General features: G+C 70.1%; 25 protein-coding genes and 1 pseudogene. 13 read left to right on the top strand and 13 right to left on the bottom strand.

Annotated features, from left to right (window positions below):
• Positions 1-55: 55 nt before the first annotated feature.
• Complete coding sequence (locus J7E94_RS00680; protein ID WP_215011289.1) at positions 56-724, top strand: class I SAM-dependent methyltransferase; 669 nt, start codon at positions 56-58, stop codon at positions 722-724.
• Positions 725-1128: 404 nt separating this feature from the next.
• Here the strand turns inward: J7E94_RS00680 and J7E94_RS00685 are convergent, their stop codons facing one another.
• From J7E94_RS00685 to J7E94_RS00705, 5 genes are all read right to left on the bottom strand, one after another.
• Positions 1129-1995 (bottom strand): NmrA family NAD(P)-binding protein, encoded by an 867-nt coding sequence (locus J7E94_RS00685; RefSeq protein WP_215011291.1) that lies wholly within the window; start codon positions 1993-1995, stop codon positions 1129-1131.
• Between the two features lie 100 nt (positions 1996-2095).
• Positions 2096-2569 (bottom strand): hypothetical protein, encoded by a 474-nt coding sequence (locus J7E94_RS00690; protein ID WP_215011293.1) that lies wholly within the window; start codon positions 2567-2569, stop codon positions 2096-2098.
• Positions 2570-2717: 148 nt separating this feature from the next.
• Entirely contained in the window at positions 2718-3236 is a 519-nt protein-coding gene (locus J7E94_RS00695) for a MarR family winged helix-turn-helix transcriptional regulator (protein WP_215011295.1), read from the bottom strand.
• 658 nt (positions 3237-3894) lie between these two features.
• Positions 3895-4875, bottom strand: a complete 981-nt coding sequence (gene trxB / locus J7E94_RS00700; RefSeq protein WP_215011297.1) for a thioredoxin-disulfide reductase — start codon at positions 4873-4875, stop codon at positions 3895-3897.
• Positions 4876-4882: 7 nt separating this feature from the next.
• Positions 4883-5305, bottom strand: a complete 423-nt coding sequence (locus J7E94_RS00705) for an arsenate reductase ArsC (RefSeq protein ID WP_215011299.1) — start codon at positions 5303-5305, stop codon at positions 4883-4885.
• Positions 5306-5408: 103 nt separating this feature from the next.
• Here J7E94_RS00705 and J7E94_RS00710 point away from each other — a divergent pair, with 103 nt between their 5' ends.
• Genes J7E94_RS00710 through J7E94_RS00720 form a run of 3 tightly spaced genes read left to right on the top strand, consistent with a single transcriptional unit; the run spans position 5409 to position 7620 of the window.
• On the top strand, positions 5409-5723 hold the full coding sequence (locus J7E94_RS00710; protein ID WP_215011301.1) for a helix-turn-helix transcriptional regulator: 315 nt from the start codon (positions 5409-5411) through the stop codon (positions 5721-5723).
• Positions 5724-5761: 38 nt separating this feature from the next.
• The gene (locus J7E94_RS00715) at positions 5762-6556 is read left to right on the top strand and encodes an MIP/aquaporin family protein (protein WP_251055933.1); all 795 of its coding nucleotides are present in this window, start codon (positions 5762-5764) and stop codon (positions 6554-6556) included.
• Complete coding sequence (locus J7E94_RS00720; RefSeq protein ID WP_215011303.1) at positions 6553-7620, top strand: ArsO family NAD(P)H-dependent flavin-containing monooxygenase; 1068 nt, start codon at positions 6553-6555, stop codon at positions 7618-7620. Before J7E94_RS00715 ends, J7E94_RS00720 begins: the two co-directional genes overlap by 4 nt.
• Before the next feature lie 13 nt (positions 7621-7633).
• Here J7E94_RS00720 and J7E94_RS00725 read toward each other — a convergent pair whose 3' ends face one another.
• Entirely contained in the window at positions 7634-8032 is a 399-nt protein-coding gene (locus tag J7E94_RS00725; protein WP_215011305.1) for a heavy metal-responsive transcriptional regulator, read from the bottom strand.
• A 78-nt stretch (positions 8033-8110) separates the two neighbouring features.
• Here J7E94_RS00725 and J7E94_RS00730 point away from each other — a divergent pair, with 78 nt between their 5' ends.
• Positions 8111-9064 (top strand): alkylmercury lyase family protein, encoded by a 954-nt coding sequence (locus J7E94_RS00730; protein ID WP_215011307.1) that lies wholly within the window; start codon positions 8111-8113, stop codon positions 9062-9064.
• A 36-nt stretch (positions 9065-9100) separates the two neighbouring features.
• On the opposite strand, the gene J7E94_RS00735 is transcribed toward J7E94_RS00730, so the two are convergent.
• Together J7E94_RS00735 and J7E94_RS00740 are read right to left on the bottom strand one after the other, a co-directional pair.
• Positions 9101-9316, bottom strand: a complete 216-nt coding sequence (locus J7E94_RS00735) for a heavy-metal-associated domain-containing protein (protein WP_251055934.1) — start codon at positions 9314-9316, stop codon at positions 9101-9103.
• The gene (locus J7E94_RS00740) at positions 9313-10353 is read right to left on the bottom strand and encodes a sulfite exporter TauE/SafE family protein (protein WP_215011309.1); all 1041 of its coding nucleotides are present in this window, start codon (positions 10351-10353) and stop codon (positions 9313-9315) included. The genes J7E94_RS00735 and J7E94_RS00740 overlap by 4 nt, the downstream gene beginning before the upstream one ends.
• A gap of 299 nt (positions 10354-10652) precedes the next feature.
• Between J7E94_RS00740 and J7E94_RS00745 the strand changes: the two genes are divergently transcribed.
• Positions 10653-10811 (top strand): hypothetical protein, encoded by a 159-nt coding sequence (locus J7E94_RS00745; protein ID WP_215011311.1) that lies wholly within the window; start codon positions 10653-10655, stop codon positions 10809-10811.
• A 172-nt stretch (positions 10812-10983) separates the two neighbouring features.
• Here J7E94_RS00745 and J7E94_RS00750 read toward each other — a convergent pair whose 3' ends face one another.
• Positions 10984-11649: a class I SAM-dependent methyltransferase gene (locus tag J7E94_RS00750; RefSeq protein ID WP_215011312.1), complete on the bottom strand. Its 666-nt coding sequence runs from the start codon at positions 11647-11649 to the stop codon at positions 10984-10986.
• A gap of 646 nt (positions 11650-12295) precedes the next feature.
• On the opposite strand from J7E94_RS00750, the gene J7E94_RS35265 reads away from it, so the two are divergent.
• A complete protein-coding gene (locus tag J7E94_RS35265; protein ID WP_285440688.1) occupies positions 12296-12421 on the top strand; it encodes a hypothetical protein in 126 nt (41 codons plus the stop codon).
• A gap of 11 nt (positions 12422-12432) precedes the next feature.
• On the opposite strand, the gene J7E94_RS00760 is transcribed toward J7E94_RS35265, so the two are convergent.
• Genes J7E94_RS00760 through J7E94_RS00770 form a run of 3 tightly spaced genes read right to left on the bottom strand, consistent with a single transcriptional unit; the run spans position 12433 to position 13677 of the window.
• Positions 12433-12936 carry a GNAT family N-acetyltransferase gene (locus J7E94_RS00760; protein WP_215011314.1) on the bottom strand — a complete coding sequence of 168 codons (504 nt, stop codon included), beginning with the start codon at positions 12934-12936 and terminating at the stop codon, positions 12433-12435.
• Positions 12923-13255, bottom strand: coding sequence for a helix-turn-helix transcriptional regulator (locus J7E94_RS00765; RefSeq protein ID WP_215011316.1), 333 nt, complete (start codon positions 13253-13255; stop codon positions 12923-12925). The genes J7E94_RS00760 and J7E94_RS00765 overlap by 14 nt, the downstream gene beginning before the upstream one ends.
• A 59-nt stretch (positions 13256-13314) precedes the next feature.
• Positions 13315-13677 carry a helix-turn-helix transcriptional regulator gene (locus tag J7E94_RS00770; protein ID WP_215011318.1) on the bottom strand — a complete coding sequence of 121 codons (363 nt, stop codon included), beginning with the start codon at positions 13675-13677 and terminating at the stop codon, positions 13315-13317.
• Positions 13678-13764: 87 nt separating this feature from the next.
• Between J7E94_RS00770 and J7E94_RS00775 the strand changes: the two genes are divergently transcribed.
• From J7E94_RS00775 to J7E94_RS00790, 4 genes and pseudogenes are all read left to right on the top strand, one after another.
• On the top strand, positions 13765-13959 hold the full coding sequence (locus tag J7E94_RS00775; RefSeq protein WP_215011320.1) for a hypothetical protein: 195 nt from the start codon (positions 13765-13767) through the stop codon (positions 13957-13959).
• A gap of 64 nt (positions 13960-14023) precedes the next feature.
• On the top strand, positions 14024-15397 hold the full coding sequence (locus tag J7E94_RS00780) for an FAD-dependent oxidoreductase (protein WP_215011322.1): 1374 nt from the start codon (positions 14024-14026) through the stop codon (positions 15395-15397).
• Positions 15398-15402: 5 nt separating this feature from the next.
• Positions 15403-16629 (top strand): MFS transporter, encoded by a 1227-nt coding sequence (locus J7E94_RS00785; protein WP_215011324.1) that lies wholly within the window; start codon positions 15403-15405, stop codon positions 16627-16629.
• 1632 nt (positions 16630-18261) lie between these two features.
• A pseudogene (locus tag J7E94_RS00790) lies at positions 18262-18846 on the top strand (dienelactone hydrolase family protein); the annotation flags it as partial.
• Positions 18847-18997: 151 nt separating this feature from the next.
• Here the strand turns inward: J7E94_RS00790 and J7E94_RS00795 are convergent.
• Entirely contained in the window at positions 18998-19435 is a 438-nt protein-coding gene (locus J7E94_RS00795; RefSeq protein WP_215011326.1) for a hypothetical protein, read from the bottom strand.
• A gap of 990 nt (positions 19436-20425) precedes the next feature.
• On the opposite strand from J7E94_RS00795, the gene J7E94_RS00800 reads away from it, so the two are divergent.
• Both J7E94_RS00800 and J7E94_RS00805 read left to right on the top strand, forming a co-directional pair.
• On the top strand, positions 20426-20977 hold the full coding sequence (locus tag J7E94_RS00800; protein WP_215011329.1) for a GNAT family N-acetyltransferase: 552 nt from the start codon (positions 20426-20428) through the stop codon (positions 20975-20977).
• A gap of 226 nt (positions 20978-21203) precedes the next feature.
• Entirely contained in the window at positions 21204-22370 is a 1167-nt protein-coding gene (locus tag J7E94_RS00805) for an IS630 family transposase (RefSeq protein ID WP_251055935.1), read from the top strand.
• Positions 22371-22633: the final 263 nt, after the last annotated feature.

Genomic DNA, 22633 nt, shown 5'->3' on the forward strand with positions numbered 1-22633 from the left:
CTTCAAACAGGACCTAGGCCCCCAGTAGGCCGTCGCACGATCCTATTATTGGCTGATGCGCGCACACCATATTGACCGCCCAGCCGATCTCGACGTGGTCCGTGAGTCCTATGACCGGGCGGCTGACAACTACGCCCACATGGTGGTGACGACGGGAGTCGGCGACATCCGTAGCCATCCCTGGCTCAAGGCATCAATCAATGCCTTCGCTGACACCGTGAGCGAGCTTGGGCCTGTCCTCGACGTCGGCTGCGGACCGGGAACGGTGACCGCCTACCTCGCCGAACGTGGACTCGACGTGTCCGGAGTCGATCTCTCACCCCGCATGATCGAGAACGCGCGCCGTCTTCATCCGCAATGCCGCTTCAGCGTCGCCTCTGCCACCGACCTCGACCTCGGAGAAGCGTCCCTGGGCGGCGTACTCGGGTGGTGGTCCCTGTTCAACCTCCCCCGCGACGTCCTTCCTCAGGTCCTCGGCCTGTTCGCGCGCGCCCTGAAGCCAGGCGGACACTTCATCACCGCGACACACGTCGGCGACGAGGACGCGGTGCGCACCGAGGCCTACGGCGGCGTACCCGTTCGTTGGACGACACACAAATGGCGGCCGGAACAACTCCTGGACCTGATTGAGCAGGCTGGACTGCGCCCGGTCGCCGAACTTCGGCTCCCTGCGGATGAGCAAAGCGGGCCGGGTGTAGTCATCATGGCCAAGCAACCCGGCTGAGGTGCGGACGTCGGGAGCGGCACAGTGCCCCGTGCCGGGCAAGGCTCCTCCGACGGTCGCGACGATGGTTGAAGGTGCGCGCCAGGCTACACCGGCGTCGCCATCGCCGCGTCAGGCGACGAGCTGGTGGCCTACCAGACCGCTGGCTGACCGGCCCTGGCCGGACCCGCGCTCTGGCCATGACCGGCCTCGGTACTGGTGGGCTCTCGTATTCAACTGTCACCAGTTCCCCCCGGAACCCAACGGGCCGGTGACCGTGTGTGATCTCCAGCGGCTTATCGGCTCCACGTGGGCCCGGCCGGGCGGAGATTCACCCGCTTCGCCCACCGCCGAGCCGATGACTGATCATCTGCCTTGTGCGGCGGGACGGTTCGCAGTTTCGTGACCAGGCTTGAGGCGGCGGCTTATCGGCGGAAGTGGGCCTGGTGTTCGTGCAGGAAGGCGTCGAGGGTGCGGGGCGGGCGGCCGAGGATGTCGATGACGGTAGTGGTGGGGGTTTCGGGTCGGGCAATGGCGAGTTGTTGGATCTCCGTCACGTGGTCGGCGAGCCAGGTGGGCATGTGGGCGTTGTGGATGAGGTTGTCGCGCAGTTCGTCCGGGGTGAGGTTGACGTAGCGGATCTGATTGCCGGTCAGGGTGGTCAGTCGTGAGGCGAGAGTGGGGTAGGAGACGGCTTCGGGTCCGGTCAGGGTGTAGGTGCCGCCGGCGATGTCGGGCCTGGTGAGGGCGGCGGCGGCGACGTCGCCGATGTCGCGGCAGTCGATGTAGTTGCAGGGCGCGTCGCCCGTCGTGCCGAGGATGATGCCCCGGGCGACGGTGGGGGCCAGGCGCAGGAGGTTCTGCGTGAACGCGTAGGGGCGCAGGATGGTGTGGGTGAGGCCGCTGGCGCGCAGGTGTTCCTCGATGGCGTGGTGTCCGCGGGAGATGGCGACCGGGGAGTCGGGTTCGGCGGCGGGTGCGGAGATCTTGACGATGTGTCCGATGCCGGTGTGGGCGGCGATGTCGATGACGCGGGTTTCGAGTTCGACCTGTGCGGGGCTGTTGGCCATGGCGAGGAAGAGCTGGCTGGCGCCCTTGAAGGCGGTGCGCAGGGAATGGGGGTCGGTGGCGTCGGCGTACTGAACCTCGACGGGCGGTTGGTGTGCGCCGGTTATGCCGGGGATCGGCCTGTGCGGGGTGCGGGTCAGTGCGAGGACGGGGGCGCCGAGTGTGAGGAGGCTGTGGAGCAGGGCGTTGCCGGTTGCTCCGGTCGCTCCCATGACAACGATCATCGTGTGTCATTCCTTGGTGACTTCCCGGCGGCGGGTGCTGCCGGGGTGGGCTCGGTCGGTCTTGGGCTCGTGGGGCGGGTGGGCCCGGTGCCGGGGTGGGCTATGTCGGGGATGCTGTGGTGGTGCTGCGCCAGCGCAGGGTGACGATGGTGGTGGCGAGGGCTGCGGAGACGGGCAGGTCGATGGGCAGGCGCTCCAGCCACGGGGTGGCGGGGATCGGGGTGTGGGCGGGTAGCCATTGGGCGGTGAGCCATCCCAGCAGGGCCGCCGCGCCGGCGGCGGTGATGACGAGTGCGGCGGTCAGGGCGACGCGCGGCGTGGTGGTGGTCCACCGTCGGGGCTGCCCGCCGTGCCGCAGCCAGGTGCCGACCAGGAACGCCACCACGGCGGAGGTGCCGGCGATGGAGGTGCAGGCGGCCACGGCCAAGTCCTGCTGCCCGGTGACGACTCCGGCGGTACCGGCCATCAGCGCGGGGGCGGCGTAGGCGGTCAGCACCTCGCGCCACAGGGTGAACGGCCGGGATGGCCGGGAGGCTGCCCGGTTTCGGCTGGTTCTGTCCTTCGTTGTGGGCATGCTGGCCTCTTTCTCGTTCGTGTGAGGGAAGCGAAGGGTTGCGGCGGGGGGTGGCAGGCCTACTCCGCCAATATGATTAGGTGGCTAACTATTGCTTCGCAAAAGAGGCCCTACCCGGAGGGCGGGGCCAAACCGGCTGAGGGTCGGGTCAGTCAGCGGCCAGGGCCGCACTGCCGCGCACGACGCGGGCGAGCAGATCCAGGAACACCGCACGCTCCTCGACGGAAAGCCCGCCCACCATCGCCTCAAGCCGCCCGAAATGCTCGGACGCCATGTCGCGCAGGCGCTGCGCCCCGCGCTCGGTCAGGACGGCCACCGTGCCCCGGCCGTCCTCCGTGGACGGGCGGCGGGCGATCAGGCCCTCGCGCTCAAGGCCGTCCAGCAGGCCGGTGATCGTGGCCCTGGAGACATCGAGGTCGACCGCAAGGCGCGAGGGGGATTTCTCCCCGCCGTGGTCTTCGAGGTCGGCGAGCAGGCGGTAGCGCCCCGTCGACAGGCCGAACCTGGCAAAGTGCGCCTCGGCCGCCCGGCCGACCCTCGCGCCCGCCGAGATCAGCCGCACCGCGACCAGCACCGCCTGCGGATCGACCTCCAAGCCGTAGTGCTCGACCTGCCGCCTGGCCTGGTCCAGCGTGGGCGCCTCGCCATCGATGCCGTCCCTCGTCATACAAATAATATGGCGGCTAATCACTTGGCCTGTCAAGGCACTACTCCGGGGTGGTGTGGCGGATGCCCCGGCGGCGTACCTGACGCCCACGGCCTACTGGTGGGCTCTCGTATTCAACGGCCCCAGCTACAGGCTCAAGAACCGGCTCGTTGCCATCGAGCAGTACCGGGACAGCACAGCCTGATATCGACGTGGTCGACAATGAGCGCATGGATGTCCCTGAGCTGCTCGAATCGGCTTTCCTGCTGGTCCCGGAGGAGACCGCCACCGAGAACGACATCACGGTGCGAGACATCTGGGACTACCTCGTCCACGACGAGTGGGAGATGGCTCTGGGTCTGCTGGAGGAACTCGGGGACGGCCATCCACTCCCTCTGACATTCTTGGGAAAACGCTCGATCTGGAGCCGGTCCTGGGGCGGGCCGCCGGGTGCAGGCGCGAAGGGCGGGGACCATCTCTGCCGAACAGCGGGGGTTGCTGGGGGCCGAGCAGCGGGGGCTGCTGGTAGAGGGGCGACGTGGGGCGCAGCGGGACGGGCGTCAGCGGGTCCACGCAACTGTCGGGGGAAGGGGCCTGGACCAGGTATCGAGACCGGGCCCGGTCCGTCGTGTCGCAATCACGATGGACCGGGCCCGGCGTCTGTTTCCGGTGCGAACCGTCACACAGCCGGCGCGAGGGCTTCCGTTCGTACGTCGGCCAGCGCGGCCAGGTACCGCTCGGCGTCCAGGGCGGCCGAGCAGCCGGAGCCGGCCGCGGTGATGGCCTGCCGGTAGAGGTGGTCGACCACGTCGCCGGCGCCGAAGACGCCGGGGATGTTGGTGCTGGGTGCCTGGACCTTGAGGTAGCCCTCGTCGTCCAGGTCGAGCTGGCCGGTGAAGAGCTCCGTACGCGGGTCGTGGCCGATGGCGATGAACAGGCCCTCGGTCGCCAGTTCACGCTCCTCGCCGGTCACCGTGTCGCGCAGGGTGACCCCCGAGAGCAGGTTGTCCCCGTGGATCGCGGCGACCTCGCTGTTCCACGCGAAGGAGATCTTCGGGTCGGCGAAGGCGCGATTCTGCATCGCCCTGGAAGCGCGCAGGGAGTCCCGTCGATGGACGATCGTCACAGAGGCGGCGAAGCGCGTCAGGAAGGTGGCCTCTTCGAGCGCGGTGTCGCCACCGCCGACGACGATGATGTCCTTGTCGCGGAAGAAGAACCCGTCGCAGGTGGCGCACCAGGACACGCCCCGGCCGGACAGTTCGGCCTCGCCAGGCAGGTCGAGCTTGCGGTAGCCGGAGCCGGTGGCGACGATGACCGCCTTGGCGCGGTGGACCGTGCCCTCGGAGTCTGTCAGCAGCTTGATGTCGCCCGTCAGGTCGACCTCGACGATGTCGTCGTCGATCATCTCGGCGCCGAACTTCTCCGCCTGCGCCCGCATGTTGTCCATGAGGTCCGGGCCGTCGATGCCGGTCGGGAAGCCCGGGAAGTTTTCGACCTCGGTGGTCGTGGTGAGCGAACCGCCGACGAATATGGAGCTGCCGAACAGCAACGGCTTCAGCTGGGCGCGGGCCGTGTAGAGGGCGACGGTGTAGCCGGCGGGGCCGGAGCCGATGATGATGACCTCGCGCACGTCCTCGGCGCTGTTCGGGTTCGTCGTCATGATGCGGTCAGCTCTCCTGCTTCTTCGCGTCGATCTCGGCGATGAGGCCCTCGATCAGGCCCTTGATCTCGTCCCGGATGGGGCGCACGGCCTCTACGCCCTGGCCTGCCGGGTCCTCCAACTGCCAGTCCAGGTACGTCTTGCCCGGGAAGTACGGGCAGGCGTCGCCGCAGCCCATGGTGATGATGTAGTCGGACGCCTGGGCGGCCTCCGTCGTCAGCACCTTGGGCTTCTGGTCGGAGATGTCGATTCCCAGCTCGGCCATCGCTGCAACGGCGGAGGGGTTGATCTGGTCCCCGGGCACGGATCCGGCGGAGCGGACCTCGACACGGTCCCCCGCGAGGTGGCGCAGGAAGCCTGCGGCCATCTGCGAGCGGCCTGCGTTGTGGATACAGACGAACAGCACGGACGCGAGCGGGGTGGCGGACATCGGCTCTTCCTTTGTGGCAGGGGGTCGCCGTTCTCGCCCAGAGGCAGCGGACGACTCAGTCGGGGGCTGGTATCAGTCCCGGATGATGTGAGAGTATCAGCACATGATGACGTCAGTCGACACTGATCTGATCCGGGTTCTGGCCGACCCGCTCAGGCTCCAGATCGTGAGCCTCCTCGCCAAGGAGACTCTCTGCACCACGCACTTGGTCGAGGAGACCGGCGCGAAGCAGACCAACCTCTCCAACCACCTGAAGGTGCTGCGCGAGGCGGGGGTCGTGGAGACCGAGCCATGCGGGAGGTTCACGTACTACCGCCTGCGCCCGGAGGTCATCGAAGCGCTCGCCGGCCAGTTCGCCGACCTTGCCCGAACCGCGCGCACCACCGCCGAAGCGAACGTCAAGCGGTCCTGTCCGTAGCCCCCACGACCTGCCTCACCTTGCACGAGGAGCATTTCTTGACCGCCACCGAGCCCGTCGGCGCCGCCCCCGCTGCGGAGACCGCCATAACCACCGCAGACGTTCCCCAGCCCGCCCCCGGGGCGCCCCCGCCGCGCACCCCGCTGATCGCCCGGGCCGCAGCCGAGCTGGTCGGCACCGCGGCCCTGGTAGCGATCGTGGTCGGGTCCGGCATCCAGGCCACCGAGCTGACCGACGACGTGGCCCTCCAGCTCCTGGCCAACTCCACCGCCACGGTCTTCGGCCTTGGCGTCCTGATCGCCCTCCTCGGCCCGGTCTCCGGCGCGCACTTCAACCCGGCGGTCACCCTGGCGGAGTGGTGGACAGCGCGACGCGGCGGCGCCGGGGTCACCGCCCGCGAGCTGGCCGTCTACGTCCCTTCGCAGATCGTCGGCGCCATCGCGGGCGCCGTCCTGGCCGACGCGATGTTCGGCGAGCCGCTGGTGAAGTGGTCGACGCACGACCGCTCGGCCGGAAACCTGCTCCTCGGTGAGGTCGTCGCGACTGCCGGGCTGATCCTGCTGATCTTCGGCCTGGCCCGCACGGACCGGCTCCGGTTCGCCCCCGTCGCGGTGGCCTCGTACATCGGCGCGGCGTACTGGTTCACCTCGTCCACCTCCTTCGCCAACCCGGCCGTGACCATCGGGCGCGCCTTTACGGACACCTTCGCAGGCATCGCCCCGGCCTCGGTCCCGGCGTTCGTCGGGGTGCAGCTGCTGGGCGCGGTCGTCGGCCTGGCCCTGGTGGCGGTCATCTTCATGCGCGGCAAGGCCTACGGAGCCCCCGCGGTATGACGCAGCGCACCGATGTCGTGGTGATCGGCGGCGGCCAGTCCGGGCTCGCCGCCGGCTACCACCTGCGCCGACTCGGCCTGGGCTACGTCATCCTCGACGCCCAGACCGAGCCCGGCGGCGCCTGGCAGCACGCGTGGGACTCCTTGCACCTGTTCTCACCGGCCGCCTACTCCTCCCTGCCCGGCCGCCTCATGCCCGTGCAGGAAGGCGAGGTGTACCCCGACGCCGGGCACGTCGTCTCGTACCTCGCCGACTACGAGAAGCGGTACGAGCTCCCGGTCCATCGGGGTGTCCGGGCCGAAGGCGTCCACCGCGACGGCGAGTTCCTGCGCGTGGCGACCGACGACGGAACGTGGCGGGCTCGCGCGGTCATCAGCGCGACCGGGACCTGGTGGCGCCCCTTCATTCCCGCGATTCCCGGCCGGGCCGACTTCACCGGCATCCAGCTGCACACCGCGAACTACCGCAGCCCCCGCGCGTTCACCGGGCGACGCGTCATCGTCGTGGGCGGCGGCAACTCCGGCGCCCAGATCGCCGCCGACCTCGCCCACACGGCCGACCTCACCTGGGTCACCCAGCGCGAGGCACGCTTCCTTCCCGACGACATCGACGGCCGCGCCCTCTTCGACCACGCCACCGCCCGCCGCCGCGCCCTGGACGAGGGCCGCACCGACACCGACGGTGTCGCCTCGCTGGGCGACATCGTCGCGGTCCCGCCCGTACGCGAAGCCCGCGACGCCGGACTCCTCAAGGCCGAGCCGATGTTCGACCGCCTCACCCCGGGCGGCGTCGAGTGGACCGACGGCACCCGCGCCGAAGCCGACGCGATCATCTGGTGCACCGGCTTCCGCCCCGCCCTCTCCCACCTCGCACCCCTCGGCCTGAGAGGCGTGCGCGGCCACATCCCGACGGAAGGCACCCGCGCGGTGGACGAGCCCCGCCTGCACCTCCTCGGCTACGGCGACTGGACCGGCCCCGCCTCCGCCACCCTCATCGGCGCCGGCCGCCCGGCCCGCGAAGCCGCCCGCGAGATCGCGGCTTTTCTCAAGGACGCATCGGCGTAACTGAGGGCGGTGTTCACCGGGCGGTCAGGATGCTGCAGATGTCACCCTCCGCGCAGGTGTCGGGATCAGTGACCGAGGCCGTGCGAGCCAGTTCCCGCAGTGCGGCGCGGGTCGCGCGGAGTTCGGCCAGTCGGCGTTCCACGTCCGCGAGGTGCTGGTCGAGCAGGGCACTGACGTGCGCGCACGGAGCCTGTCCGCCGTCCCGGATGCGGAGGACGGAGCGGATCTCGGCGAGGCTGAGGCCGGCGGCCTGCGCGGTGCGGACGAAGCCGATGCGGGTGGCGGCCTCGGGCGGGTAGTCGCGGTAGCCGCCAGGGGTACGCGGTGGCGCGTCCAGCAGCCCCGCCTGCTCGTAGAAGCGGAGGGTCTTGGTGCTTGTGCCGGTGGTTGCGGCGAGGTCGCCGATGCGCATACATCCACGGTACCGCTTGACCTTCCAGCGCACTGGAAGGTCTAGCGTCCGAAGCGAGCCGAGAAGGAGGTACTGCCCATGCGGGTAGAAGTGCTCGCCGTCGCGGACTGTCCCAACGGGCCGCTGCTGGAGGACCGGCTGGCCCAGGCACTGGACGGACGGCCGGACTGCCAGGTGGAGCGGCATGTGGTCGGGGACGAGGCCGATGCCGCCCGGCGGGGCATGCACGGCTCGCCGACCCTGCTGATCGACGGAAGCGATCCGTTCGCGGCCCCCGGCACGCCGACGAGTTTCGCCTGCCGCCTCTACCGCGACCATGACGGGACGATCGGCGGAGCTCCGTCCGTGGAGGATCTGCGGCGGGTCCTGAACGGTGCGGATCTTGTTTCCCTCACCCAGCCGGCCGGACGCGCGGGCCGTGGCCGCCTCGCCCCGGCCGAAGGTGGCCTGCGGGCCGTACAGCAGGCGGTCCTGAGGTCCTTCGCGGCCACCGGCAGCGCGCCGACGACCGCTGCACTGGATGAAGCCGCAGGGCCCTTCGGGCTCCCGGCCGCTCAGGTGCTGGCGGAACTGGCCGCCGAGGACTTCCTGGTCCTGGATGACTCCGGGGTGATCCTGGGCGCGTATCCGTTCTCCGCAGTCGCTACCGAGCACGTCGTGCAGATTGCGGGCGGCCCCATGGTGTTCTCGATGTGCGCGATCGATGCGCTGGGCATCCCGCCCATGCTCGGCGCCGACGCGGTCGTCACCTCGAGCGACCCGGTCAACGGTGCCACCGTTCGGGTCGAGTTCTCCGGCGGTGCGGCGGCCTGGAAGCCGAGCACCGCGGTGGTCTACTACGGCGCCCGTGACCAGCACGGCCCGGCGGCGGCCGTGTGCTGTGACTACCTGCGCTTCTTCACCGACCGCCACAACGCTGAGCAATGGGCCGGGCAGCAGGCCGGGCTCCGCGGCGCGATCGTGGGGCAGGCCGAAGCGGAGCGCATCGCCGCGACGATCTTCGGCTCGCTGCTGGCTGCCTCGCCGCAGTAGTCCCCGGCCCGCTGATGCGGGCCGGGGGCCAGCGGTCTACCCCGCGTGCTCTGCCGCGTATCCGGCTTCGGTGATCGCGGCGATGACATCAGCAGGGTCGACGGGACCGTCGAGTTCGACGACCGTCCTGCCGGTGCGGATGCTGGTCGTACTGGCCCGCACACCCGCCAGTTCCTCGACCTCGTCATCGATCAGGAGGCCGCAGCTGTTGCAGTGCATGCCGGTGACGGCGAATTCCATCCGAGTGGTCATGCGGTGCTGCCTTCCGGGTTCTCGAAGGTGATCTGGCCGCCGTACATGCCCATGCCGCAGGTGAACGACAGGGTGCCCGGCGTGCGGGTGCCGAGTTCGATGGTGGTCTTCCCGGTGGTGGGGAGGATCTTCTGGATGCCCAGGTCGGGGACGACGAAGGCGCGGATGCATCCGCCGGTGTTCATGGTCGTGACGACGAGCGTGGTGGGCACGCCGGCTTTCGCGGTGACGGCACCTGGGGTGTAGGAAGTGGTGCGGGCTTGGACGGTCACGGTCTGGGTGCCGTCCGGTTTGAGGACGACCGTCTCGGCCGGGGCCTCCGCGGCGACCGCAGCCGGGGCGGCGGTGGGCCACCAGCCGCTCAGACGGAGTCCGGAGCCCAGGGTCCAGACGGCAACGAGTAGCACTACGGCCGCCGTCACCAGGGTGAGGCGTCCTTGCCACAGGCGGGCGGCGGAGCGCAGGAAGAAGCCGAGCACGGCGAACAGCGGACCGGTGCCCAGCACGAAGCCGGCCATGACCCCAGCTCCGGTCACCGGGGTGCCGGAGGTGACGGCGATCAGCTCCACGCTGAGCGTCACCCCGCAGGGGATCAGCACCGTCAAGAAGCCGAGGACGGCCGGTGTGGTGACGGCCGTCGACTTCGCAGAGCGCCGCACGCGGCGTCCCCAGGAGGCGGGCGTACGCGGCACGAAGCGTCGTACGGCCTGTACACCGAACATGTCGAGGGCGAAGAAGACCATCAAGACCCCGGCCGCCACCGTGAGGACGGCCTGGGTGCGCGGGCCGGGCTGGATTGCGGCGCCGATCAGGCCGAGGGCGGCGCCGAGCAGGGTGTGCGAGACGAGCTTGGCGCCGAGGAAGGCGCCCACGGGAGCGAACAGGCCGCTGCGCTCCCACCTCTGCTTGGACCACTCGGTGGAGCGGCGGCCGACGGCCCCGGCGAGCAGACCGCCTTGGACGGCGGCACATGAGGCGCCGCCGGCGAACAGACCGGTGGTGAGACCGGTGACGAACAACGCGGTGGATGAAGCCATGGATGGACAGTTCTCTCTGTGCTCTACGCGGATCAGGACACGGCGGAGCACCCCGTCGACCCGCTCAGCGGGTTCGGGGTGGGACCGGTCAGGTCCGGCTGACGCAGAGAGCATCGAGATCAGGCGCCCGAGGCTGCGAGCACACCAAGTGCGGTATCGGCCCTGTGTAGCCAGGGAAATCGGCCCGTTGGTCCCATGCCTCGGTCGGAGTGAGGTCCGCTGCCGGCCCGGTCGAGGTCGTCGGAGTGTGCGCCGACGCCAGCGGACAGTCTTGGCCGGAGGGTGCGCAGCCGCCCTCCATGCCCTGGCTCGCGTGGGCGCCTGCGGCATGGACGCCGGCCGAGGGCATGCCCGTGCTCATGGCCGCCATGCCGTCCGGCACGGGATGCATGAAGAGCGTCCCGCAGACCAGCAGTACAGCCGCCACCACACCGGCGGCGAAGGCCGAGGCGCGGTGATGGACAGGGGCGGACTGCATGGCCGCGATGCTACGGCAGCCCGTCCGGCGCCTTGCGGACCGGGCGCCGTTCGGCACGAGGGCGGCGGGCTGGTGGTCGGAGCGCAGGCCACTGCCCGCGTGAAGTCCACCACCGTTCACATCGGCCGGGTCTGAGACACGCTGCCCGTTGCTCAGTGGGGCAGGGACTGCGTCACGCGCCACAAGCGGCGGGGCAGCTCGCCCTCCTCGAAGGCGTGAACCTCGTCCAGCGACCAGCCCTCGGCAAGCGCGTCCACCAAGTCGCGGGAGAAGAAGTGCACGGCGAAGCCTCCGTGCTCGAAGATGCCGTCGCCGTGTGCGGTGCCTGCCGCGTAGTGCTCGTCAGCGGTGTGCCGGACGGTGTAGACGAAGACACCACCCGGCCGAAGCACGCGGCGGACCTCGCCGACCAGAGCGTGGATCTCCTTGGTCGACAGGGCCATGCACAGCAGCATGTGCGCGAAGACGGCGTCCACCGAGGCATCCGGCATCGGCAGCGGATCGCGGACATCGTGCACGACGCTCGTGATGCGCTGATCGACACCCTGGGCGTGGGCAGCGTCGTTCAGCTGCTCCAGGCCGGTCGCGCTGAAGTCCGTGGCGCGCACGGTGAATCCTTCCCGGGCGAGGAACAGAGCGTCGCGTCCGTGCCCTGCGCCAAGCTCCAGCACGTCCTGCGCGCCGGCTGCCCGGAATACCTGTGCGGCGTGCGCGGCAGGGGCAGAGGGCTCTTCGCCGTACATGCCCGGGTGAGCGCTGTAGGTGTCCTGCCAGTGCCGCCGCTGATCGTCGGCCAGCTCACCATTGTCGTTCGTCATCTCACGCCTCTTCCGTTCGTCGTCGGTCCTCCCGGTTGGCGGCAAGCGTAGGGCGCGCAGGTCAGCCAGATCGGCGGGAGACGGGGCCGGCCGACCTGGTCCTTGAACGGACCCCACACGGCGATGCCGTCGACCAGCCTGCGGCTGCTGTAATGGTGGCCTCGCGCCATGCCTCGGCATGAGTTCCGGGACAGCTGCCCGCGAGGCGAGAGCCGAGAGAGAGCTGGTGGATCGATGGCGGACGAGCTGTTGGACCGACGGGCCGTCCATGACGAGCTGGAGCGGGCCCGGCGGGAGTTCCACGCCCTTCTCGACGAGGCCAGTGCTGCCGACCTTCGAATGCCTACGCGGGGAACTCGCTGGAACAACGAGCAGCTGCTGTTCCACATGCTCTTCGGCTACATGATCCTCTTGCCCTTGCTGGTTCTCGTGCGCCTCTTCGGGCGGCTGCCTCGGGGGTCAGCCGGACCTTCGCCGGACTGCTCAACGCGGCGATCAGGCCGTTCGACGCCGTCAACTACGTGGGACCGCTGGGCGCGGTCACTGTGTACGGCCCCCGGCGGATGGGCGCGAAGTTCGACCGCGTCCCATCGCGAGCCTGCACCGGCGCCTGGATGCCGAGTCCGAAGCCGACCTCGCGCGGGGCATGCACTATCCCGTCCGCTGGGATCCCTTCTTCAAGGACTTCATGACACTCGCGGACATCCACCGGTACCCGACCCAGCACTTCGACTTTCACCGGCAGCAGCTCACACTCGGCAGGCGGGACTGACCACTCGACCGTCAGGTGATGGCTGGGCTGCGGCGTTCGAGGAGTACGACATCTCGCCACTGGCCGTGATGGCGGCCGATGCGTTCGCGGGTGCCGATGACGCGGAAGCCGGCGCGCTCGTGGAGGGCGAGGCTGGCGGTGTTCTCGGGGAAGACGCCGGACTGGATCGTCCAGACGCCCGCCGCTTCGGTGGAGGCGATCAGCGCGCTCAGGAGGGCGCCGGCCACGCCCCGGCCCCGGGCAGCCGCGTGGACGTAGACGGAGTGCTCCACGACGCCCGCGTACGCGCAGCGGTCGGAGACCGCGACGGCGGCCACCCAGCCCAGCACCTTGCCGTGCTCGTCGAGGGCTACGAAGCGGTGGGCGGAAAGCTTGGCCGCGTCGAAGGCGGCCCAGGTCGGTGCGGTGGTCTCGAAGGTGGCGTTGCCTTCGTCGATGCCGGCTTGGTAGATGGCCAGCACCTGCTCCGTATGTTCCGCGCTCATGAGGAAAACTGCGAGGTCAGCGGCAGGCATCGGCCCCTCCTTCGCTCTCGCCGAGGATCGCCCTGACGGCCTCGGGGAAGACGGTGAGGCACGTGCGGTTCACGGCGTAGCGGGTCGAGGTGCCCTGTCGCTCCGGGAGGACGAAGCGGACCTCGGCCAAGATCTTCAAGTGGTGGGAGACGGTCGACTGCCCGACGGAGGCGCGCTCGACGATCTCGCCGACGCTCATCGGGCGCCGCTCCGTCGCGAGGAGGTGCAGGAGGTGGATCCGGGTGGGGTCCGCGAGCGCCTTGAACCACCCCGCGTAGACGCGGGCGTTCTCGTCACTGACTGATCGGGTTTCATTCATCGATCATCGACGATATTCGATTAAGCGCGGACGGGCAATGCCTCCATCCGCTCCCTGCTTCAGCGGGCGACGGTGAGCAGGCTCGCCATCCCGGCGAGCACCTCGGGTGCGACGCGGTAGTAGACCCAGGTGCCGCGCCGCTCGGAGGTCAGGAGTCCTGCCTCGCGGAGCTTCTTGAGGTGGTGGCTCACCGTGGGCTGGGAGACGCCCACGTCTTGGATGTCGCAGACGCAGGCCTCGCCCGCCGGGTGCGAGGCGACGCGCGAGAACAGCCGCAGGCGCACCGGGTCGGAGAGCGCCTTGAACATGTCGGCCATCCGCACCGCACTCTCTTCGGGCAGCTCGGCCGAGGTGATGGGTGGGCAGCACGGCACGGCGTCCGGCTGGATCACCGGCAGCCCGACAGAGGAAAGATTCGACATGCGTCTATATTGACATCTGTCAACCCGAGAGGCAAGGTTTCTATATCGACAGACGTCGAAGCAGAAGAACCACCGGAGGGCAGTCCCATGAACGCATCCCCGAACGCCGACCCCACCCAGCCGTCCGCGCCCCGCGCCACGGGCTGCTGCGCCACCAGCGCGCCGCAGGACTCCGCCGCCCAGCCGTGTTGCGGCACGAGCGCCGCCGCCGAGGAAGCGGGCTCCTGCTGCGCACCCGCCGCGAAGGCCGAGGCCGTGACGGCCGGCAGCTCCTGCTGCTGATCTCGGCCTCCCTGCCGACACCCCGTAACCCCGCCGCCCGCCCCAGAGAACCTCGGAGTACGCCATGACTGTGCAGGACCCGAACGGGAACGCGCTGCCCGTCGTCGTGATCGGTGCCGGCCCCGTCGGCCTGGCCGCCGCCGCGCACCTTGTCGCACGCAACCTGGAGCCGCTGGTGCTCGAAGCCGGTCCCGGCGCCGGCACCGCGACCCGCGACTGGGCGCACGTACGGCTCTTCTCCACCTGGTCCGAAGTCACCGACCCGGCCGCCGAGAAGCTCCTCGCCCCGACCGGGTGGGTCAAGCCCGACGGCGCCACGTACCCGACAGGCGGTGACTGGGCCGAGCAGTACCTGCGGCCGCTCGCCGAAGCCCTGGGCGGGCGCGTGCGCTTCGGCGCCAGGGTGACCGGTGTGGCCCGCGCGGGCCGGGACCGGATCGTGGACTCGGGGCGCGCGGAGCAGCCGTACTCCGTCTACATCCAGCGAGCCGACGGCGGCGAGGAGCGGATCCCGGCCGCCGCGGTGATCGACGCCTCCGGTACGTGGTCGACGCCGAGCCCGATGGGGGCTGACGGGCTCCCGGCGCTCGGCGAAGGCGCCGCCGCCGCGCAGATCTCGTACCGGGTCCCGGACCTGAAGGACCCGGCCGTCCGGGCCCGTTACGCGGGCAAGCGCACCGCCGTGGTCGGTACGGGCGCCTCCGCGTTCACGGCCCTCGCCTACCTGGCCGAACTCGCGAAGGCCGAGGAGGGCACGCACGCGGTGTGGATCCTGCGCCGTGGCATCAGCGGCTCCACCTTCGGCGGCGGGGCCTCGGACCAGCTCCCCGCGCGCGGAGCCCTCGGCCTCGCAGCGAAGGCCGCCGTCGACGAAGGCCACGCGGACGCGGTCACCGGCTTCCGCACCACGGCCGTCGAGCGGGACGGCGACCGGCTCGTCCTGGTGGCCGAGGACGGCCGCCGCCTGGACCCGGTCGACGAGGTCATCGTCCTGACGGGCTTCCGCCCTGACCTGTCCTTCCTCGACGAGCTCCGCCTCGGACTCGACGACCGCCTCCAGGCGCCGGTCGCCCTGGCCCCGCTGATCGACCCCAACCAGCACTCCTGCGGCACCGTCTACCCCCACGGAGCGAAGGAGCTCTCCCACCCGGAGCAGGACGTGTACCTCGCCGGCATGAAGTCCTACGGCCGCGCCCCGACCTTCCTCGCCATGACGGGCTACGAACAGGTCCGCTCCATCGCCGCCCACCTGGCGGGCGACCACGAAGCCGCCGAGCGCGTCGAACTCACCCTCCCCGAAACCGGCGTCTGCGGCGGAGCGGGCCTCTTCGACCAGCCCGCCGCAGCCGAGGAGTCCGGAGGCGGCTGCTGCGCCGCGCCTGCCCCGACCACCCTCACCATCGGCATCGGCGCCCCGGCTCCTTCCGGCGGCTGCTGACCGCCGTGACCAACACCAAGGCCGGCGCGGCCGCGACCGGAACGGAGCTCCGGTCCCGGCCGCGCGCCGCCCTGCCCGCCCTGTGTGCCACGCAGATCACCAGCTGGGGCATCGTCTACTACGCGTTCCCCGTCCTGCTGCCGCGGCTGACGGGCGCCACCGGATGGTCCACCGGCGCCGCGACCGCTGCCTTCTCCCTCGCGCTGCTCGTCTCCGCCGTGGCGGGCATCCCCATCGGGCGGATTCTGGACCGCCGCGGGCCGCGGGCCGTGATGACCGCCGGGTCCGTGCTCGGCACGCTCGCCCTCCTGGTCATCGCCGCCGCACCCAACCTCGCTGTCTTCACCGCGGGCTGGCTGCTCGCAGGTGTGGCGATGGCGGCGACGTTCTACCCTCCGGCCTTCGCCGCCCTCACCCGCTGGTGGGGCCCCGACCGCGTCCGCGCCCTGACCGTCGTCACCCTCGCCGGCGGACTCGCCTCCACCGTCTTCGCACCTCTGATCGCGACCCTCGCCGAGCACCTGAGCTGGCGGGCCACGTACGCGGTCCTCGCGGCGGTCCTCGCCGTCGTCACCATTCCCGCGCACGCCCTGGCACTGCGCGCGCCGTGGCCGGCCGCACCACCGCCGGCACAGCCTGAAAAGGACCGCACCCCGGTCACCCGCAGCCGCCCCTTCCTCTTCCTGGCCGCGGCCTTCACCCTCTCCAGCTTCGCCATGTACGCCGTCGTCATGGGGTTGATCCCGCTCTTCACCGAACGCGGCGCCAGTGCGTCAACGGCGGCCTGGGCCCTGGGACTCGGCGGCGCGGGCCAGACCTTCGGACGCACCCTGTACGCGAGCCTGTCCGCTCGTACGTCCGTCACGACCCGCACCGTCACCCTCATCTCTCTCGGGGCCGCGACGACGGCGGCCCTCGCCCTCATCCCGGGACCCATGACGCTGCTGATCGTCCTGGCGGTCCTCGCGGGTGTCGTCCGGGGCAACCTCACCCTCCTCCAGGCAACCGCCGTCGCCGATCGCTGGGGCACCGCCGACTACGGCAGACTCTCCGCCCTGCTCGGCGCCCCCGCACGCATCGCAGCAGCCCTCGCCCCTTGGGCCGGAGCCGCACTGGCAGGCCCACTCGGCGGCCACGCCCACCTCTTCGCAGCCCTCGCAGGTGTCTCTCTCATTGCTGCGGCCCTCACCGCAGTGCGGTACCCGCAGATCAGGGCGGCGGATCCGGGGTGAGCGTGATCCCGCCGCCCGGGATCCAGCCTCCGAGTCGAGTTCCGGGATGCCGAGGTGGGCCACCTCTCGTACGGCTTGGCGCCACGGCAACCACAGCCGTTCCGCGGGGAGCCCGCCGTCGGCATGCGCCGTGAACGGACGTGTTTGCCGGCGCCCTTCGCGTGCACCCGCTCGGTCGACCTCCAGGCGGTTCTTCTTGCTGCCCAGGCGAGCGGCGACCGCGCCCCATGCGGCCTCGCCCTTGAGGAGCCGGGTGGCCTGCTCGGCGAAGTAGTCGGCGTCCTTGCGCCACTGCTCGCCGAGCGCGGCGCGGGCGGGGATCTCGGTGGAGATGTTCTCCACCGCGCCGTTGTTGGCGGAGGCGACCACCATCTCGAAGCCCGTGAACTCCGGGCGCAGCGGGGTGACCGTACGGGTGTAGTCGCCGCTCTTCCAGACGTACGGGGCCTGCTCGGCGAAGGCCTGGGACGGCAGGCGCAGCGCGGCGAGGCGGCGGGCCCGCTCGACGACGGCCGCGGCGAAGCAGTCGCGCAGCATGGTCGTCTTGCCGGTGCCGGGCGGCCCGTTGACAGCGAAGATCCCGGCGGCGGGGGCGAGCTCGGTGTGGACGGCGTTGACGGCGAACTGCTGGCTCAGGGCCAGCGGGTGCCCGGCGTCGGCCGGCCATCGGCCCAGCGGGGTACGGGCGGGTGCGACTCCGGCGAGCGCGACGGCGGGGTGCGCGCGCACATCGATCCGGCGGGCCGTGTCGAAGGCGGCGTCGGGGGTGAGGTAGGCGGCGAGCGACGCGCCGGGATCCTGCCGGCCGAGCGCGTGGGCCACCCGGTCGAGGTCGGCGACGATGAAGCTGTTGAGGAAGTCCTGCTGGTCGGCGTCGCCGGAGTGGTCCGGCCGCACGGCGATGCTGCGCACACGCACGCCGGCCGGGTTCAGCGCGACGCAGACGCCCCAGGCGCGGGCGAGATCGCCGGTGAACTCCAGCAAGTGCTCGGCGCTGACCACGCCGGTCCCGGCGGGGGAGTCGTCGTCCTCTCCGCCATCGGTGCCGTCGCCGCTCGGCAAGATCTCCTCGCCGGGGTCTGCGAGTTCACCGAGCGCACCGGCCTGTACGCCCCAGGCCTCGGCCTCCTCCTCGAACCCGTCGAGCCAGCCGCGGCTGCCGGGGCCGGGGGACACGGCACGGCCGGTGGCCCAGGCGCAGGAGGAGAAGACGGGCGAGTCGAGCAGCACACGCCCTTCGTCCGTGACGGGGGCTTTGTTCACGAGAACCGAGAACCGACAGCACCTGAACACGAGATTGGGAGGCGTCGGCGGCGCGTCGTGTTCGATGTTCATGAGAAACGACAGCGCCCCCAGCGCGCCCCGCCGTCGCAGGGCCTCATCTCGGAAGCCGCGATGAGGCCCCGAGTAGCTCTGCGTAGTGTTCCGACTTCGTGGCATCCGGCTACGGAGCCCGCGCAAGAACCCGCTTGGCGGACCACCGCGACCACTGCTACGTTTCCGGAGGCCGTGCGAGAGAACGAGGAGGTGGTACCCGTGAACGTATTGACATGGGTGCTCCCCTCCGGGGTCACGGTCGGGCGATAGGTCGTCCGGGAGCGCCGTTCAAGAGCACTCCCGAAAGGCACGACCATGCAATTCACTTCTGAACAGCGCCTCGACGACGGCGTCCTCGAGCGCGAGTTCACCCTCGGCGAGATCCCCGGCACCCTGTGGACGCCTGAATCCGCACCGGCTCCGCTGATCCTGATGGCCCACAACAACGGCCTGCCCAAGGGGGAATCCCGGCTGGTGGCCCGGGCCCGGCACTCTGCGGCCCACGGCTACGCGGTGGCCGCCATCGACGCCCCCGGGTGCGGTGACCGGCCCCGTTCCGCCGCCGACGAGCAGGCCCGCGCCGACCTCCGCCGGGCGATGCAGGCCGGCGAGCTGGTCGACGAGATCTTCGAGTCCTTCATCGCCCCGCTGGTCGAAAAGGCGGTCCCGGAATGGCGGACTACCCTGGACGCCCTCCTTTCGCTGCCCGAGATCGGGGGCCCGGTCGGGTACTCGGGGTGGACCGCCGTCGGCATTCGGCTGGCGGTGGTCGAGCCGCGTATCGGGGCCGCCGGTTTCTTCGCCGGGGGTTACGTGCCCCGCGCCCAGCGCGAGGAGGCCCGGCAGGTCACCATTCCGCTGCTGTTCCTGCTGCAGTGGGACGACGAAGGGAACCCCCGGTAATTATCTTGTGAGAGCGCTCTCGCAGCGCCAATTCTGCGGTATTGATGCTGCTCAGACGCGCAGGCCCGCTGCCTGTCGGGATGGCTTCAAGATCGTTCACGGAATGTGTGCCAGAACCCGTTCTCGTGAACAGAGCCAGATTGCTGATCTACCGCAGTTTCACATCCTTGAACGGCTTGAAAACGGAGCGCTGGCAACCGGCTTGCGTCCAAGCCTCGTTGTAGTAGTACCTGTAGGCGAGTCTGTAGCCGACCTTGAAGCCTTCTCCGTATACTCCCTCGCCATATGGTGGAAATTTCGGCCGCGATACCGGCCAACAAAGCCCACCGGCCTTCTTGCCAGCCGCTTCTCCCGCTTCATAGCCCCTGCAGTGACCCAGTGTCCAGGGCTGGTTGAGCTCCAGTTGGTAGAGGCAATACGACTGTGGAGGGGTATCCGCGGGTGTCGTCACGAGGCTCTTCGCCGAGAGAGGCTTGGCGGCAGGCATAGTCAGATGCTCTGCGGTGCGCCCCGTGGCAGGAGCGGCGAAGGCGCTGGTGGGCAGCAGCACGCTTGCTGCTCCCAGGCCGATCGTGGCGGCGAGCAACGCGAGACGCTGAGGACGGAGGGGCCGGATAATACAAGACATGGAAGAAGTTCTCCTTCGAGGGAATGGTGAGGGGCAGACTCGACCGGCCCAGCCCGTATGGCGGTGTTCCACCACTGGGACACATGGTCGGCGGGCCGCGCCGCCGGGAGGTCTGTGGCCTTGTGAGTCCAGTAAGCCCTGTCCAACCTGGGCACGTCATGCCACTTTGAGTCGGGACTTGACGGACGCCTGTCGGACCTGTTTAGTGGGACAGTCGGCTACATCCCCGATCTGATGCTGATTGGCGACGACGGCAATGTCACCGTCGTCGACAGCTCTCCCACGGCCGGCGACCTGCGCCCGTCTGGCCTTATTCACGGGTTGTGGGGTCTGGCACACATTCCTTGAATGATCTTGAAGTCATCCCGTCAGGCAGCGGGCTCGCACGTCTGAGCAGCATCAACACCGCAGAGTTGGCGCTGCGAGAGCGCTCTCACAAGATCATTCACGGAATGTGTGCCAGAACCCGGTTCTCGTGAACAAAGCCAGTGACGGTGAGGGCGAACAGCGCGGTCTCGCCGTCCATCCGGCCGTCGTGGTCCTCTTCGCTCTCCCCGAAGACGTGGAGGAGGGTGTCGCGTACGGCACTGAGGGCGTACGTCCCGCCGTAGACGGCGTGCTGCCAGCCGTACCCGGGCTCCAGGGGGATATGGCGGCCCGAGGGGGCGGGTCAGGCCGTTGCGATGTACGGCAGCCGGAGGACGGCTACCGCATGCCGCTTGACGGGGCGCGCGCAGTGACGGTTCGGCGACTGGGATGGGATGGCTGGGCGTTGCATTGCGACCGGGGAGTATGGGGGGATTTTCGGGTTCGGGGAAAGTGCTCGCGAACGGCTCTTGGGCCGCTTAGTGGTCTGCGCCCGAAGTCCGTCGGGGGTTGACGGCGGAACCCGGGGGACCAGGGGAATCCTGTTGCGATTAGCACCGGGGCAGATGCGAGGATCTGCAGATGAAGCACACCATCAGGGCCGTACGACACGAAGACTGGACCAAGATCAAGGCACTGCGGCTGGACGCGCTGCGGGATCCGGTCGCGCGTCTCGCTTTTCACCAGACCCACGAACAGGCTGGCGCCGAGCCCGACAGTTTCTGGCAGGACCGTGCGGCCGGAGCCGCCGAGGGCAGGACAGCCCGACAGTTCGTCGCGGAGGCCGCGGACGGGCGCTGGCTCGGCACGGTCTCCGTGCTCGTCGAGCGGCCCGGGGTCGAGAGCTTCTTCAAGGACGTCCCCGAGGTGCCGCAGACGCACATCGTGGGCGTCTTCGTCCGGCCCGAGGCGCGCGGCACTGGGCTCGCGGAGGAACTCTTCCAAGCCGCCCTGGGGTGGTCTTGGTCACTGACCGAGCCGCCGGTCGAACGCGTCCGGCTCTTTGTGCACGAGGACAATGCCCGAGCGGAAGCGATGTACGGCAAGGTCGGCTTCAAGCGCACCGGCCTCTCTGTCCCCGCCGCCGCAGAGCCCGCGCGTAGCGATAACGAGCTCGCCCTCCTCCGCAGCTGATGCAGAGGGACGCCCGCTGTCAGGAGGCATCGCGGCGGCGGATCTGCAGGTCCGTCAGCTGCGGCCAGGCCACGCAGGCAGGACCGGCCAGGTGCTGGGCGAGCAAGTCCCTGGTGGACTGCGGCGGTGTGCTGGGCACGGTGGCCATCCTGCCCGACCGGCGTGGGAGCGGATGCGGCAGGCTGCTGCCGGTCGTGATCCATTTCTGCTGATCGGCCTGCCTGCCATGCCCGTTGCCGCTGCCCGCTCGATCGTCTTGACCGCCGCCGAACGGCACCGGCTGAAGAAGGCGGCCTACGGTCACAAGACTGCGCACCAGGAACGGATACGGGCGCAGATCGTGCTGCATGCCGCCCGGGGGCGGGGCAACGCGGCGATCGCCCGCGAGACGGGAGTGCACCTGGATACCGTGCGCACCTGGCGAGTCCGCTTCGCCGACGGCGGCCTGCCTGCCCTGGCGGACCGCAGGCGTTCAGGTCGTCCGCGGCGCTTCCCCCCGGTGCAGGTCGCCGAGGTCAAGGCCCTGGCCTGCCAACTGCCCGCCGAGACCGGGACCCCGCTGTCGCGCTGGTCGTGCCCGGAGCTGGCGCGCGAGGTCGTCGCCCGCCGCATCGCCGGCTCGATCTCCGCCTCGACCGTGCGCCGCTGGCTGGCGGGCGACGCGCTCAAGCCCTGGCAGCACCGGTCCTGGATCTTCATCCGCGACCCGGCTTTCCGGCCCAAGGCCGCCCGCATCATGGACCTGTACGCCCGCACCTTCGACGGCGTCCCGCTGGGCGCGGACGAGTACGTGATCTCCAGCGACGAGAAGACCTCGATCCAGGCCCGCTGCCGCTGCCACCCCACGCTCGCCCCCGGCCAGGCCCGGGCCATGCGCGTCAACCACGAGTACCGGCGCGGCGGCGCCCTGGCCTACCTGGCCGCCTACGACGTCCACCGCGCCCACGCGATCGGGCGCTGCGAACCCACCACCGGCATCGTGCCCTTCATGAACCTGGTCACCCAGGTCATGACCAGCGAGCCCTACGCCAGCGCGAAACGCGTCTTCTGGATCGTCGACAACGGCTCCTCCCACCGCGGGCAGAGCGCCGTCGACCGTCTGACCAGGGCATTTCCCAACGCCGTCATGGTCCACACCCCGGTCCACGCCTCCTGGGTAAATCAGGTGGAGATCTTCTTTTCCGTCGTCCAACGCAAAGTCGTGGCACCCAACGACTTCACGAACCTCGACCAGATCCGAGACCGGCTCCAAGCCTTCGAAGACCGCTATAACGCCACGGCACAGCCGTTCCAGTGGAGGTTCACCACCTGCGACCTGGACGAACTGCTGGCCCGGCTCGACCGATACACACTCGACCGACAGGAAGAATCCTCCGTCGCGCTGGCAGCGTGATCAACCCCCGAAGGACTTCGGGCGCAGACCACTTAGAGTCCCAGGTCACGGAGCCTGCTCCCCGCACACGCGGAGATGAACCCGCGGCCAGCGCCTCCCCGACGGCCACCGAGTCCGGCTCCCCGCACGCGCGGGGATGAACCCCACTCCGGCCACGACGGCCGCGCCCAGCCCACTCGCTCCCCGCGCACGCGGGGATGAACCTCCGTACAGGACCCAGAGAGGAAGCCGTAGGAGGTCTGCTCCCCGCACGCACTGTCGGC

It is taken from the genome of Streptomyces sp. ISL-94 (assembly GCF_018614075.1).
Lineage (GTDB): Bacteria > Actinomycetota > Actinomycetes > Streptomycetales > Streptomycetaceae > Streptomyces.

Coding starts and splice junctions, on each gene's coding strand:
- J7E94_RS00680 (WP_215011289.1), top strand. CDS start 56: ATGCGCGCACACCATATTGACCGCCCAGCCGATCTCGACGTGGTCCGT.
- J7E94_RS00685 (WP_215011291.1), bottom strand. CDS start 1,995: ATGATCGTTGTCATGGGAGCGACCGGAGCAACCGGCAACGCCCTGCTC.
- J7E94_RS00690 (WP_215011293.1), bottom strand. CDS start 2,569: ATGCCCACAACGAAGGACAGAACCAGCCGAAACCGGGCAGCCTCCCGG.
- J7E94_RS00695 (WP_215011295.1), bottom strand. CDS start 3,236: ATGACGAGGGACGGCATCGATGGCGAGGCGCCCACGCTGGACCAGGCC.
- trxB (WP_215011297.1), bottom strand. CDS start 4,875: ATGACGACGAACCCGAACAGCGCCGAGGACGTGCGCGAGGTCATCATC.
- J7E94_RS00705 (WP_215011299.1), bottom strand. CDS start 5,305: ATGTCCGCCACCCCGCTCGCGTCCGTGCTGTTCGTCTGTATCCACAAC.
- J7E94_RS00710 (WP_215011301.1), top strand. CDS start 5,409: ATGATGACGTCAGTCGACACTGATCTGATCCGGGTTCTGGCCGACCCG.
- J7E94_RS00720 (WP_215011303.1), top strand. CDS start 6,553: ATGACGCAGCGCACCGATGTCGTGGTGATCGGCGGCGGCCAGTCCGGG.
- J7E94_RS00725 (WP_215011305.1), bottom strand. CDS start 8,032: ATGCGCATCGGCGACCTCGCCGCAACCACCGGCACAAGCACCAAGACC.
- J7E94_RS00730 (WP_215011307.1), top strand. CDS start 8,111: ATGCGGGTAGAAGTGCTCGCCGTCGCGGACTGTCCCAACGGGCCGCTG.
- J7E94_RS00735 (WP_251055934.1), bottom strand. CDS start 9,316: ATGACCACTCGGATGGAATTCGCCGTCACCGGCATGCACTGCAACAGC.
- J7E94_RS00740 (WP_215011309.1), bottom strand. CDS start 10,353: ATGGCTTCATCCACCGCGTTGTTCGTCACCGGTCTCACCACCGGTCTG.
- J7E94_RS00745 (WP_215011311.1), top strand. CDS start 10,653: ATGCCCTGGCTCGCGTGGGCGCCTGCGGCATGGACGCCGGCCGAGGGC.
- J7E94_RS00750 (WP_215011312.1), bottom strand. CDS start 11,649: ATGACGAACGACAATGGTGAGCTGGCCGACGATCAGCGGCGGCACTGG.
- J7E94_RS35265 (WP_285440688.1), top strand. CDS start 12,296: ATGCACTATCCCGTCCGCTGGGATCCCTTCTTCAAGGACTTCATGACA.
- J7E94_RS00760 (WP_215011314.1), bottom strand. CDS start 12,936: ATGCCTGCCGCTGACCTCGCAGTTTTCCTCATGAGCGCGGAACATACG.
- J7E94_RS00765 (WP_215011316.1), bottom strand. CDS start 13,255: ATGAATGAAACCCGATCAGTCAGTGACGAGAACGCCCGCGTCTACGCG.
- J7E94_RS00770 (WP_215011318.1), bottom strand. CDS start 13,677: ATGTCGAATCTTTCCTCTGTCGGGCTGCCGGTGATCCAGCCGGACGCC.
- J7E94_RS00775 (WP_215011320.1), top strand. CDS start 13,765: ATGAACGCATCCCCGAACGCCGACCCCACCCAGCCGTCCGCGCCCCGC.
- J7E94_RS00780 (WP_215011322.1), top strand. CDS start 14,024: ATGACTGTGCAGGACCCGAACGGGAACGCGCTGCCCGTCGTCGTGATC.
- J7E94_RS00800 (WP_215011329.1), top strand. CDS start 20,426: ATGAAGCACACCATCAGGGCCGTACGACACGAAGACTGGACCAAGATC.
- J7E94_RS00805 (WP_251055935.1), top strand. CDS start 21,204: ATGCCCGTTGCCGCTGCCCGCTCGATCGTCTTGACCGCCGCCGAACGG.